This window comes from Nitrospirillum iridis, from assembly GCF_014205765.1.
In the GTDB taxonomy this organism is placed as follows: Bacteria; Pseudomonadota; Alphaproteobacteria; order Azospirillales; family Azospirillaceae; genus Nitrospirillum; species Nitrospirillum iridis.
Map to the genome: position 1 here is coordinate 447054 of NZ_JACIIZ010000002.1, position 11805 is coordinate 458858.

The 11805-nt window shown below is 70.0% G+C and carries 10 protein-coding genes; 4 read left to right on the forward strand and 6 right to left on the reverse strand.

Features of this window, described 5'->3' with window-relative positions:
- Positions 1–211: 211 nt before the first annotated feature.
- Positions 212–1915 carry an Hsp70 family protein gene (locus FHS74_RS04990; RefSeq protein ID WP_184798035.1) on the forward strand — a complete coding sequence of 568 codons (1704 nt, stop codon included), beginning with the start codon at positions 212–214 and terminating at the stop codon, positions 1913–1915.
- Entirely contained in the window at positions 1912–3618 is a 1707-nt protein-coding gene (locus tag FHS74_RS04995; RefSeq protein WP_184798036.1) for a J domain-containing protein, read from the forward strand. The genes FHS74_RS04990 and FHS74_RS04995 overlap by 4 nt, the downstream gene beginning before the upstream one ends.
- 5 nt (positions 3619–3623) lie before the next feature.
- On the opposite strand, the gene FHS74_RS05000 is transcribed toward FHS74_RS04995, so the two are convergent.
- The gene (locus tag FHS74_RS05000; RefSeq protein ID WP_184798038.1) at positions 3624–4619 is read right to left on the reverse strand and encodes an SRPBCC family protein; all 996 of its coding nucleotides are present in this window, start codon (positions 4617–4619) and stop codon (positions 3624–3626) included.
- Positions 4616–4960, reverse strand: a complete 345-nt coding sequence (locus FHS74_RS05005) for an ArsR/SmtB family transcription factor (protein WP_184798040.1) — start codon at positions 4958–4960, stop codon at positions 4616–4618. The genes FHS74_RS05000 and FHS74_RS05005 overlap by 4 nt, the downstream gene beginning before the upstream one ends.
- A gap of 167 nt (positions 4961–5127) precedes the next feature.
- Between FHS74_RS05005 and FHS74_RS05010 the strand changes: the two genes are divergently transcribed.
- Positions 5128–6168 (forward strand): hypothetical protein, encoded by a 1041-nt coding sequence (locus FHS74_RS05010; RefSeq protein WP_184798042.1) that lies wholly within the window; start codon positions 5128–5130, stop codon positions 6166–6168.
- Positions 6169–6187: 19 nt separating this feature from the next.
- Here FHS74_RS05010 and FHS74_RS05015 read toward each other — a convergent pair whose 3' ends face one another.
- Positions 6188–6796: a hypothetical protein gene (locus tag FHS74_RS05015; protein WP_184798044.1), complete on the reverse strand. Its 609-nt coding sequence runs from the start codon at positions 6794–6796 to the stop codon at positions 6188–6190.
- Positions 6797–6825: 29 nt separating this feature from the next.
- Positions 6826–7452: a LysE family translocator gene (locus FHS74_RS05020; RefSeq protein WP_184798047.1), complete on the reverse strand. Its 627-nt coding sequence runs from the start codon at positions 7450–7452 to the stop codon at positions 6826–6828.
- Between the two features lie 132 nt (positions 7453–7584).
- On the opposite strand from FHS74_RS05020, the gene FHS74_RS05025 reads away from it, so the two are divergent.
- Positions 7585–7968 carry a thiol-disulfide oxidoreductase DCC family protein gene (locus FHS74_RS05025; RefSeq protein ID WP_211106113.1) on the forward strand — a complete coding sequence of 128 codons (384 nt, stop codon included), beginning with the start codon at positions 7585–7587 and terminating at the stop codon, positions 7966–7968.
- A 28-nt stretch (positions 7969–7996) separates the two neighbouring features.
- On the opposite strand, the gene FHS74_RS05030 is transcribed toward FHS74_RS05025, so the two are convergent.
- The gene (locus tag FHS74_RS05030; RefSeq protein WP_184798050.1) at positions 7997–10240 is read right to left on the reverse strand and encodes a molybdopterin-dependent oxidoreductase; all 2244 of its coding nucleotides are present in this window, start codon (positions 10238–10240) and stop codon (positions 7997–7999) included.
- 145 nt (positions 10241–10385) lie between these two features.
- Positions 10386–11660, reverse strand: coding sequence for a YdcF family protein (locus tag FHS74_RS05035; protein ID WP_184798052.1), 1275 nt, complete (start codon positions 11658–11660; stop codon positions 10386–10388).
- Positions 11661–11805: the final 145 nt, after the last annotated feature.

Sequence of the window (11805 nt, forward strand, 5' to 3'; positions counted from 1 at the left end):
ACTTACCCACCATGATCCCCCTTGTCGCCTCCGGCCGGCACGGCCGGTGTTTGGCGTCACTGTACCGGGCCCGGCCCGGCGGCTAGAAGCCTTAACTTGGGCCCAACGGCCATCGGCCCCTTCCCCCCGGCGCCACCGGCGGCTAGAACGGAGGCGCGGCTTCGCGCTCCACCGGTTGGTTGGCAAGGCTGGGTTGGCAGGGGAGTTCAGGGTGATCGTCGGCATCGATTTGGGCACCACCAATTCCGCGGTGGGTGTTTGGCGGGACGGCAAGGCGGAACTGATCCCCAACAGCTTGGGCCACCGCCTGACGCCCTCGGCTGTCAGCCTGGACGAGGATGGCCACGTGCTGGTGGGCCTGCCGGCACGCGAACGCCAGGCCACCCATCCCACGCTGACGGCCACCGCCTTCAAGCGCCTGATGGGGTCGGCCCGCGTCACCCGTCTGGGAAAACGCGATTTCCAGCCGGAGGAGCTGTCGGCCCTGGTGCTGAAGACCCTGAAGGCGGACGCGGAGGCCTATCTGGGCGAGGCGGTGACCGAGGCCGTCATCACCGTGCCCGCCTATTTCAACGACAAGCAACGCAAGGCCACCCGCCGCGCCGGTGAGCTGGCGGGCCTGAAGGTGGAGCGGCTGCTGAACGAGCCGACGGCGGCGGCGCTGGCCTACGGCATCCACCAGCTGGAGAACGAGACCCAGTTCCTGGTGTTCGACCTGGGCGGCGGCACCTTCGACGTTTCCATCCTGGAGATCTTCGAGGGCGTGATCGAGGTGCGCGCCACCAGCGGCGACAACCGCCTGGGCGGCGAGGATTTCAACGAGCTGATCGTGGACGATCTGCGCCAGCGCTTCGCCGCCGACTGGGGCCGCGACGCGCGGGAGAGCGACGCCCTGTACCAGCGCCTGCGCGCCGCCGCCGAGCGGGCGCGCCGCGCCCTGACCGACCAGGCCGCGACACCGGTGCGCCTGGTCTGGAAAGACAGGACCTTCGAATACGAGCTGACGGCCGAGGCCTTCGAGGCCAAGGCGGAAGGCCTGCTGAACCGCCTGCGCGAGCCGGTGTTGCGCGCCCTGCGCGACGGCCAGTTGGAGGCGCGGTCGCTGCGTGAAGTCGTGCTGGTGGGCGGGGCCACGCGCATGCCGGCGGTGCGCCGCGCCGTCACCCGCATGTTCGGCCGCTTCCCCGCCCATTCCGTCCATCCGGACGAGGCGGTGGCCCTGGGGGCGGCCGTCCAGGCCGGGCTGAAGGGCCGCGACGCCGCCCTGAACGAGGTGGTCATCACCGATGTCTGCCCCTATTCCCTGGGCGTGGACGTGGCCGAGCGCACGGCCGACGGCAGCCTGCGCACCGGCATCTTCTCCCCCATCCTGGAGCGCAACACCGTCATCCCCGCCAGCCGGGTCAGCAGCTTCCACACCCTGCAGGCCAACCAGAAGGCGGTGACCTTCACCATCTACCAGGGTGAATCGCGCGACGTTCAGGACAACATCGCCCTGGGCCAGGTCAGCATCCCGGTGCCGCCCCGGCCGGCCGGAACCGTCAAGGTGGATTGCCGCTTCACCTACGACATCAATGGGCTGCTGGAGGTGGACGTCCATGTGCCGGAAACGGGGGAGCAGCGCAACCTGGTCATCACCGATGAGGAGACGGCCAGACCCGACGACCTGGACGCCCGGCGCCAGGCGCTGGCCGCCCTGAAGGTCCACCCCCGCGACACCGAGTCCAACCGCGCCGTGATGGCCCGGGCCGCCCGCTGCTATGAGGATTTCCTGGGCGACAAGCGCGCCTATGTCGCCCACCTGATGGCGGAGTTTGAGAGCGTGCTGGACCGGCAGGAGCCACGGGCCATCGACACCGCCCGCCAGTCCCTGTCAGACGCGCTGGACCAGCTGGACGGCGAGACCTTCCTGTGAGCCAAACGCCCTGGGACATCCTGGCGCTGGCCCCCACCGCCGACCAGGTCGCCATCCGCCGCGCCTATGCCCGGCGGCTGAAGGTCACCAATCCGGAGGACGATCCGGACGGCTTCCAGGCCCTGCGCCAGGCCTATGAGGACGCGCTGCTGCAGGCCCGGCGGCAAGCGCCGGATGAGAGTGTCGCCGCAGCCGAAGAACCCTCGCCCCCTGCCGAAACGCCGGCAGCGGAGGGCCCGCCCGAGGAAGCGCCGGCGGTCGATGAGGCCGTCGTCCGCCATATCGCCCTGTGCAACCATCTGGGCGACCTGCTCTCGACGCCACGGGGCACGGAACCCGCCAACCTGATGGAGGCCTTGCGCGCGGTGCTGGCCTCCCCCGCCCTGGGCCATATCGACATCCAGAACCGCACGGAGGACTGGCTGGCCCGGCTGCTGCTCTCCACCGCCCCACGGTCGGACGAGCTGGTTCCCATCGCCATCGCCCACTTCCACTGGGACCGGGTGAAGGCCGGCGAACAGACCCAACTGCTGGCCGCTGTGCAGAAGCGGGGCCGCGACCTGGCCTTCCTGACCAAGCTCCAGGGCCGTGATCATACCTACGCCACCGCCTACCGGCTGTTGCGGGCACCACCGCGACGGCGCAGCCCCGGCCTGCGCCTGGCCCTGCCCGACCGGATCAAGGATGTGCGCGCCCTGCTGACGCTGATACGCACCGACTACGCCACGCTGCGCCTCAATTTCGACGCCCAGACGCTGGCGGCGTGGGACGATTTCCTGACCGCTCCCCACTTCAATGCGGGGCTGTTGTGGACGCTGCTGACCGCCCCCCTGTTCCTGGCCCTGTACCTCCACATCCGGGCCACCCTGCCGCCGGATGATCCGTCCGTAGAGCCGATGCATCTGTTGCTGCTGCCGCCGGCGCTGGCCGCCGCCGGCGCGGTCTATCAGTTGGGCATCCGCCTGCCCGCCCGATGGCTGGCCCAATGGCTGGCGCGGCAGACGCCGTCCCGGGTGGGCTGGTTCTCCCTGGGTTGGCTGCCGGCGGGCTTGGCTCTGACCGTCGCCGCCACCGCCCTGCCCGTGAACGGTGTCAGTCTGGTGGGCGCCCTGGCGCTGAGCCTGGGACTGCTATGGTGGGCAGCGGTGAGCCAACTGGCCGGCAGCGGCGACCGCCTTCCCACCGCCGGCCTGTCGCTGCTGATCAACGCCATCCCGCTCGCCGCCTGGCTGGTGTGGACCGCCCCCAACCTGCCGACGGAGGCGCCGCAGCAGATGGCGCTGGCCGCCACCCTGGGCGCCGTCGTCCTGGGCGGCACCCAGGCCGCCCGGGGGTGGATGGAACGCCTGACGCCGGCATGGCGCCGGGCCAGCCTGTGGCTGCTGGCCCTGGGGGCGCTCGGCGCCTCCGCCGCGCTGTGGCTGTCGCTGAGCCACCTGGCCCTGGTGCCCTGGGCCATCACGGCGGTGGCCTGCGTCCAGTCGCTGGACCGCATCCCCTCGCTGCTACTGCCCGGACGGTTGGTGAAGTATCGCTATTACGTGCTGTACGCCTTCGGCGCCGTCCTCCAAGGCTCCAGCCCCTGGGTCGCCGGAATGACGGAGATGCAGGGCATCCTGGTCTTCGGCGGCCTGGCCCTGACCACCAGCGTGGGCGTCACCGTCGCCCGCCTGCTGCGGTCCGACCATACGCGACCGGCCTGACGGCATCAGTCCGCCAGCGACTTGCCCAACTGGTCCAGCAGGAAGCCGGTGCCGTGCTCGCGGGAACCGGCGTCGTCGTAGCCATCCAGGAAGGCGCCCTGTTCCGTCACCTTCAGCCTGGTGCGCCCGACGCCCGCCGGCGTCAGCTCCATCGTCGCCAGCGAGATGGAGATCTTGCGCGCGTCGATGTGCATCTCATAGCTGTAGACGATGCGTTCATCAGGCACGATGTCCAGGTAAAGGGCGTCGAAGGTCGTGGTGGTGTTGCCGTGCGAGCCGCCCGTCCATCGCCCCCGCGCCCGCTCCTTGCCGCCCACGCGGAAGTCCATGGACCGCTCCAGGGGCACCCAATCATCGCCGCCGCCGAACCATTTGGACTTCGCCTCCAGGTCAGACAGGGCGCGGAAGACCCGGGCCGCCGGCGCGTCGTACGTGCGCTCCAGCGTGAAAATGGCATGGACGACCGACCGCGTCCCCGGCGCCCCGGGCGCCTTGCCATCCTCCCCCCGGCCGTCCATGCGCGCCACCTCGGCCGCCAACTTGTCCAGGGTCTGGGACCACCCCAGCGGCGCGCCGCCGATGGCCGCCACCATGGCGGGGTCATAGAGGGTGTACGTCTGCACGACGTCCAGCCGCGTGCCGCCCACGGCGTCGGCGAAGGTGACCTCGGTCCAGGCGGTGAACAGCACCCGGCCGTCATCGCCATCCACGCGCAGGTCCAGCACCAAGCGGTCAACGGGGCTCACTTCGGCGAAGCTGCCGCGTGTCCAGTGATCCGTCCCGTCCGGGGCCCGCATGCACACCTCGAACGCGCCGCCGACCCGCATGTCGACGGTGGCCGCCGGCACGGTGAAATGCTCCGGCGCGAACCAGTGCTTCACATGCTCCGCCGTGCTCCACGCCTTGAACACCGTCTCGCGCAGCGCCGGGATGGTGCGGGAGATGCGGACGGGATCGGGGCGCAAGGGTAGGTCCGCCGCGGGGGGCGTCGCTTGAGTCATGGTTCCTCTCCTTGATTTTTCAGGGTTTCGAGATACTGGCCCAGCCGGTCCAGGCGGCTTGCCCATTCCATCCGCCGCTGGTTGATCCATTGCTCCGCCAGGCTGAGCGTGCCGCCGTCGATCCGGCAGGTCCGCACCCGTCCCACCTTCTCCGACCGCACCAGGCCGGAGCTTTCCAGCACCGCCAGGTGCTGCATCACCGCCGGCAGGGACATGTCCAGCGGCTGCGCCAATTCGCTGACCGACGCCGGGCCGCGCACCAGCCGTTCCACCAGGGCACGGCGGGTGGGATCGGCAAGCGCCTGGAAGGTGAGGTCGAGGGGGGACGGTTGGTTAAGCATGTGCTTTAGTATTCCGATGCCAATACTAAAGCAAGTGGTTTAGTGTTAAGTTGCTTAAATGGCAATAATACGGGTGACAGGCACCCGGCGCCCCGATATGTTTATGGAACGTTCTGGGAACAACTCCGTTTCCCGTCATGTCCGTTCCCCGTCATGGAGGATCCCCCGTGCCCCTCTCCTGGTTACGCCTCTCTCGAACGCTGGGACTGCTGCTGGCGGTGATGGGCGCGACGCTCGCGCATGCGGCCGAGCGCCAGGATCTGTATGTCGACAAGGCCGTCTTCGCCAATGGCCAGCTATGGCTCCTCGCAGGCTGGGATCTCTCGCGCATCGCGGAGAACGGAACGGTGCGACTGGAGGAAAAGCTGCCGGACCGGGTCCTGGATCTCTGCGCCCAAGGCAACCAGGCGGTCGTGGTCACAGGACCAGCGCGGAACGCCGGCCTGTGGACCATCCACCGCCGCGTCGGTGACCGCTGGCAGGTGGAGGCCACGGTCAATTCCGACGGGGATCGGGTGGCCGCCCTGGATTGCCGGGCGGATCGCGTGCTGCTGCTCACGACCCTCAGGTTGATCGACGTTGGCGCCCGGCCGCAAACGGTGACGGCGCTGGCCGGCCCGCTGTGGAACAAGGACAGCCCGGGCCACGTCAGCGCCACCTTCGACAGCCCCGGCCAACTATGGGTGGCATTCGACGCGGGGGAATGGGGTGGCGCCCTGCAGCGCGTCGACATGGCCACCGGTACCGTGGTCACCATCCAGGAGGAAGGCACCCACTTCGGCACTTTCATGGATACCGTCACCGCCTTGCTTCCCCTGCCTTGGGACTGGAAGGGCCGCAAGGGATGCCTGGCCGTGGCCGTGGGCCTGATTCATTTCGTGCCATCCGGCCGCGTCATGGCGGTGTGCGGCAACACCGCCCACCCGCTCTATGAGTCCTCCTTCACCTACGCCGACGGGCTGCCGGGCGATAATCGCCACGCCGTCCCCTTCTACGGCCTCATGGCCGAGGGCGACACCTTGGTCGCCGCCGGCATCGACGGGATGTACCGCATCACGGCGGACGGCAAGGCCAGGAAAAGCCCCTTGCCGGACCTGAAGAACATCGACGGCGCCTGGGTCAGCTTCGCCCTGCCGCATGTGGTGCTGGTCGGTTCGGTGCAGCGGCTTTCCGTGGGGCCCGAAGTGCCGATGATGGTTCCACGCTGATCGCCAGCCCCTGCGCGGGCTATGGCGTGGGGCTGGGCGCCCGGTTATAGCGCGTGGCCGATAGGGTGGCGGACACGGCGCTGATCTTGGTGTCCTTGAAGCCCGCCGTCCGCATCCAGGCGCGCACTGGCGCCTCCCCGAAGGCGGCCTTGGGGCCCTTGCCATGGACAACCCATAGGGCCGCACCGGGTGGCAGGCCGCCCAGGGCCGCCACCGCCCGCTCCAGCGCCGCCTGGTCCGCCACCACCGCCAGGGCGATGCGGGCGTCGGCCGGCGTGGCGGCCACGGCGCCGGCCAGGGCCTCCATCAGGGCGGGATCATCCACCGGGCCGATGACCAGGGCCGGGGTGGCCGGCCCCACGCCCAGCTTGTGCGCCAGGGTGGGCGGCGGCGTGGTCATCTTCCTGGCCCAGCGGGCGGCGGGTTCGGCACCCAGGGTCAGGCTCCACCGCCCCTCGGGCGTGGCCACCACCAGATCGTCGCCGTCGACGGTCACGGACGTCACGGCAGCCAGCGGGATGGTCCGCCGCGCCTCCCCGCGCAGGATCAATTCCCGGCTTTCCAGCAGGGCCTTGACCTCACCGGCCCCGCCGTCCCAGGCGCAATGACAGACAGCCTCCAGCCCCATGGATACCCCCGTTTGCCAGCGATGACCCTTTACCGCTGCGCCGTCGCCAGTTTGATCGCCAGGCCGACGAAAACGATTCCGGCGATGCGGTTCAGGATGATTTGCGCCTTGCCGGACCGGGCCAGCCAGCGGTTCAGCCCGCCCGCCAGGATGGCCACAAGGGAGAAACAGACCAGGGCCACGGCGGCGAACACCGCCCCCAGCAGAAAGATCTGAACGGTGACGCTCCCACGCTCCGGTGACGCGAACTGCGGCAGGAAGGCCAGGAAGAAGATGGCCACCTTGGGGTTGGTGACATTCATGACGATGCCGCGGCCATAGAGGGCCATGGGTCGGTCCGCCCCCGCCTTGGCCCCGCCCAGCGCCTCCGGCGGCGCGCGGAAGGCCTTGTACGCCAGGTACACCAGATAGGCGGCACCGGCGGCCTTCAGCAGGGTGAAGGCCAGGTCCGACCGCTGGAAGATGACGGCCACGCCCAGGGCCACGGCGGTGGTGTGCACCACCAAGCCGCTGCACAGGCCCAGGGTCACCGCCACACCGGCGCGCCAGCCCCGCGCCGCCGACAGGGTCAGGACGAACAGATTGTCTGGCCCCGGCGCGAAAGCCAGGACGACGGCGGCGGTGATGAAGGTCAGCAGGGTTTCCACGGGTAGCATCGGGCGGTCTCAACGGTTCCAGGGGCACTGTTCAACCACTGATCCTTCCAGACTTTGGCGCCGCCAGCCACTGTCCATATCGCTCCCGGCCGCTATACTGCCCGCAACCCGCGACCGTCTTCGAGGATGACCTTGGCCGACGCCCCCCGCCTCACGGTCTGGTACAATACCAAGTGCCCGGTCTGTGACGCCGGCATCGACTGGCAGACCAATCGCCTGGTGCGGGCCGCCCGCGCCGGCACCATCGCCTTCCGCGACATCAACCTGGAACCGGACGCCCTGGCCCGTTTCGGCGCGGACGTGGAAGCTGTGCGCCGCCGCCTGCACGGCCTCGACGCCGATGGAAACCTGGTGGTGGGGGCGGACTGCGCCATAGCCCTCTGGCGCCATACCCCGGGCGATTCCTGGCTGGCCGCCCTGCTGGGCAACCGCCTGACGCGCCCCCTCACCCGCATCGCCTACAACCGCTTCGCCGACGTGCTGTATGCTTGGAACCGGCGGAAGGGGCATTGGTAGGGGCCCACGGTTCCCAAAACCGTTGCCCCTACTCCGCCGCTTGGATCGCCGGCAGCGGCACCGGCGCCAGCGTCACCGCCACACCGCTCAGCACTGCATTCCCAGACAGGGGGTCGCGCAGGTTCTCGTCCAGCAGGGTGTTCAGGTTGGCGCCGGGGCGCTGGCTGGCCAGCCCCAGGCGGACGCCCTCGGCGTCGTGGCCCCAGCCGTGCGGCAGACTGACGACGCCCGGCATCATCTCGGCGCTGACCGCCACCTGCACCTCGATGGCCTTGTCGGCGCGGGACAGGCGGGCGCGGCCGCCATGGACGACGCCGTGGCGGCGGGCGTCGTCGGGATGCACCAGGGCGGTGCAGCGGAACGGCCCCTTGGCCAGAACCGGCAGGTTATGCATCCAGCTGTTGTTGGAGCGCACGTCGCGCCGGCCGATGATGACCAGGTCCGGGGCCGCCGCGTCCAGCTGTGCCTGCGCCCGGGCCAGGTCGGCCACTAGGATGCCGGGCGCCAGCTCGATCCGGCCTGACGGCGTGCGCAGCACCTCCGGAACGCGGGGTTGCAGGGCGCCCAGGTCGATGCCCCCCGCGCTATCCTTGACGGCGGCCAGGGTCAGGCCGCCCGGCTTGCGGCCGAAGCCGTCGCCATAGGGTCCGGCGCGCAGCGCCAGGTCCAGCAGGCGCTCCGGCCCCGTCCAACGCGACACGGCGGCCAGGACGGCACCGGTGTGCTCGCCCGCCCAGCGCCCCACCTCGTCCGCCACCATGGCGTCGTCCAGGGCATCCACCTCGGCGCCCGCGCCCTTGCCCTGGGCGATGGCGGCCAGCTTCAGCAGCACCTGCCATTCCGCCATGACTCCGTCTGGCCGGGGCAGCAACGCCGGGCTGTAGCGGGCGTGGTTGCGATAGGACAGCTGGGGGAAGGCCACGTCGTAGTGGCTGTCCTGGAAGGGGGAGACACCGGGCAGGATGACATCGGCATGGCGCGTCGTCTCGTTCAGATAGATGTCGACGCTGACCATCAGGTCCAGGCTGTCCAGCGCCCGGGCCAGGCGGTCGCCGTTGGGCGATGACAGGATGGGGTTGCCGGCCACGGTGAACAGCGCCCGCACCTGGCCCTCGCCCGGGGTCTCGATCTCCTCCGCCAGGCAGCCGATGGGCAGTTCGCCGTAGACCTCGGGCGCGTTGGAAACGCGGGACCGGCGGCGGCCCAGCGGCACGCCCCTCCCCTTGCCGCCGGCACCCACCGTGTTGGCGGCGAAGGCGGCGGCTTTGGGGAACATGGCGCCGCCGGGCGCGTCCAGATTGCCGGTCAGGACGTTGACGACATCGACCAGCCAACTGGCGAGCGTGCCGAAGGTCTGGGTGCAGGTGCCGATACGGCCATACAGCACCGCCGGCCCCTCTGTCGCCAGCGCCCGCGCCAAGCCCCGGATGACATCGGCCGGGATGGCGGTGTGGGCGGCGGCGCGCTCCGGCGTGAACGGCGCCACGGCGGCGCGCAGTTCCTCCACCCCCGCCACATGCTCGGCCAGCCGGCCCAGCCGCGCCAGGCCCTCGGCGAACAGGGTATGGACCAGCGCCGCCAGCAGGAAGATGTCGCTGCCCGGACGGATGAAATGGTGCTCATCGGCCAAGGCCGCCGTCTCCGTCCGCCTCGGATCGATCACCACCAGCCGGCCGCCGCGCGCCTTCAGATCCTGGGCCTTGCCCCGGAAATCCGGCACCGTCCACAGGCTGCCGTTGGACGCCATGGGGTTGCCGCCCAGGATGACCATCAGCCGCGTGCGCTCGATGTCCGGCACCGGGATGCTGAGCCAATGGCCGAACATCAGGCCGGACGAAAGCTGCTTGGGCATCTGGTCCAGGGTGGAGGCGGAATAGATGTTGCGCGTGCCCAGCGCGCGCGCCAGCACCGGCGTGTAGAGCAGCAGGCCCATCTTATGGGCGGCTGGGTTGCCGATATAGGTCGCCGCCGCGTCGCGGCCGTGGGTTTCCAGCAGGGGGACCAGCCGCCGCTCGATCTCCGCGAACGCCTCCTCGTAGGTCGTCTCGACGAAACGGCCGTCGCGCTTGATCAGCGGCGTGCGCAGCCGATCCGGGTCCTCGTGCAAATCCTTCAGCGCGACGCCCTTGGGGCAGATGTAGCCGTGGCTGAAAACATCCGAATCATGTCCCCGGATGCGGGTCACCGCCCCATCAGCCAGCGTGATCTCCAGCCCGCAGCAGGCCTCGCACAACGGGCAGATGCGATGGGCGATGGTTTCGGTGCCGGTCACGTATTGTCCTCCCTGGGGATTTGTTATCCCCAACTATCGGTGGAGGATGCCCCGGCTGTCCAGGGTCGGCACAGCCGCAGGACCGGACTTTACCATCGCCGGACCGCCCCGAGGCGCCAGGGCGGCCCCCTCATTACGCTCGCGCTCAGGGATCCAGCGGGTCGCCGGCGTCCAGCTTCAACGCCGACAGGGTGGGCAGATAGGCCACGTCGAAGGGCGACACCCGTTCCAGGGCGGTGAAGGGCACATAGCCCAAATCCTCCCGGTTGCGGGTGGCGAAGCGGTCCTCGGTGACATAGCCGCTCTGGCCCATGTCGGTGACCACCAAGGCCTTGCGGTCCATGGGCATGCCGTAGCGATAGATCAGGCGGTCGGCGTTGCGCAGGTTGGTGGTGGTGTGCCGGGCGTGCGGCTCGATCAGGATGGCATCGGCCGGCACGCCGTAGTCACGCACCAGGACCTTCTTCATCTCCACCGCCTCATTATAGGGCGTCTGGTTCGGGTGGACATAGCCGCCGCTGACGATGATCACCGGCGCCTTGCCCTCGTGGAAGCGCTTGGCCGCCAGCTTGACCCGCAGCAGACCATAGGCCGACAGGGCGACGCCCGGGGTCTCCGGCCCCGCCCCCGGCACCACCAGCGCGGTGTAGGGATACTTGGTCCAGGGGATGGTCTTCAGGCGGGCCATGGCCGCCTTGTTCTCCCCCGCCTCCAGCGGTTCCAGCCGGCCGGCCTCGTCCCGCCGGTTGATCTCCAGCAGCAGCAGGGCGAAGGCCTCGGTCGGTTCGAAGAACAGGCCATCGTCACCCAGGCCGTCCACCAGGACGGAGGCGGCATGCTTCACCAGCGTGCCGTAGGCCGTTCCCGCCACGTCATAGGCCGGGCCGTCGATGGCGGGACCGCGCGGCGTTTCCCCGCTGGCGTAGACCGCCAGGATATGACGCGCGGTAGCGGCTGCCTGCGCCCAGGCGCGCGCCATCCCATCCGCTTCCCTCCCCGTCTCCGGCCCTGTCTCCGGCCCCGGCCCGGCGGGATAGAGGCCGCTGGCGTCCAACGCCGCCGCCAGTCGCCGGGCGGCGGCGGGATGGCTCCTCAGCGCGTCGGCCAGGGCCTGGCCCGCCTCGGCGATCTCCGCCGCCGACCAGTCGAAAGCGCGGACGTAACACCCGGTGTCGGTGCCGCAGTCCTGCACGGCGGCGCGGGCGCGGGCGCGGCGCGCCACCGCCAGGCGGTGCAGTTCAGGCGTGGAGGCCGCAGCAGCGGCGGCCTCCCCATCCCGCGACAGCAGCGTCAGGCCATAGAACAGCTTGTCCTGCAGCGGCTGCGTGTAGACCAGGGGCTTGGGCTCCGCCGCCCCCGCCATACCGGGGACCATTCCCCCTACGGCCACCAGAACCGCCCCCACGGTTGCCCACGCCATCCGCCGCCGCATATTTCCACGCCTTTCCTTCGTTAAAGCGACGACACCATATATGGGAAAGGCGTAGCTTGCATGACGGCAGCACGCATCCACAGCGCCGAAGGCGCGTCTGGGGGCCATGGCGCCGAAGACGTGTCCCAGGACA

Coding starts and splice junctions, on each gene's coding strand:
- FHS74_RS05000 (WP_184798038.1), bottom strand. CDS start 4,619: ATGACTCAAGCGACGCCCCCCGCGGCGGACCTACCCTTGCGCCCCGAT.
- FHS74_RS05005 (WP_184798040.1), bottom strand. CDS start 4,960: ATGCTTAACCAACCGTCCCCCCTCGACCTCACCTTCCAGGCGCTTGCC.
- FHS74_RS05015 (WP_184798044.1), bottom strand. CDS start 6,796: ATGGGGCTGGAGGCTGTCTGTCATTGCGCCTGGGACGGCGGGGCCGGT.
- FHS74_RS05020 (WP_184798047.1), bottom strand. CDS start 7,452: ATGCTACCCGTGGAAACCCTGCTGACCTTCATCACCGCCGCCGTCGTC.
- FHS74_RS05035 (WP_184798052.1), bottom strand. CDS start 11,660: ATGGCGTGGGCAACCGTGGGGGCGGTTCTGGTGGCCGTAGGGGGAATG.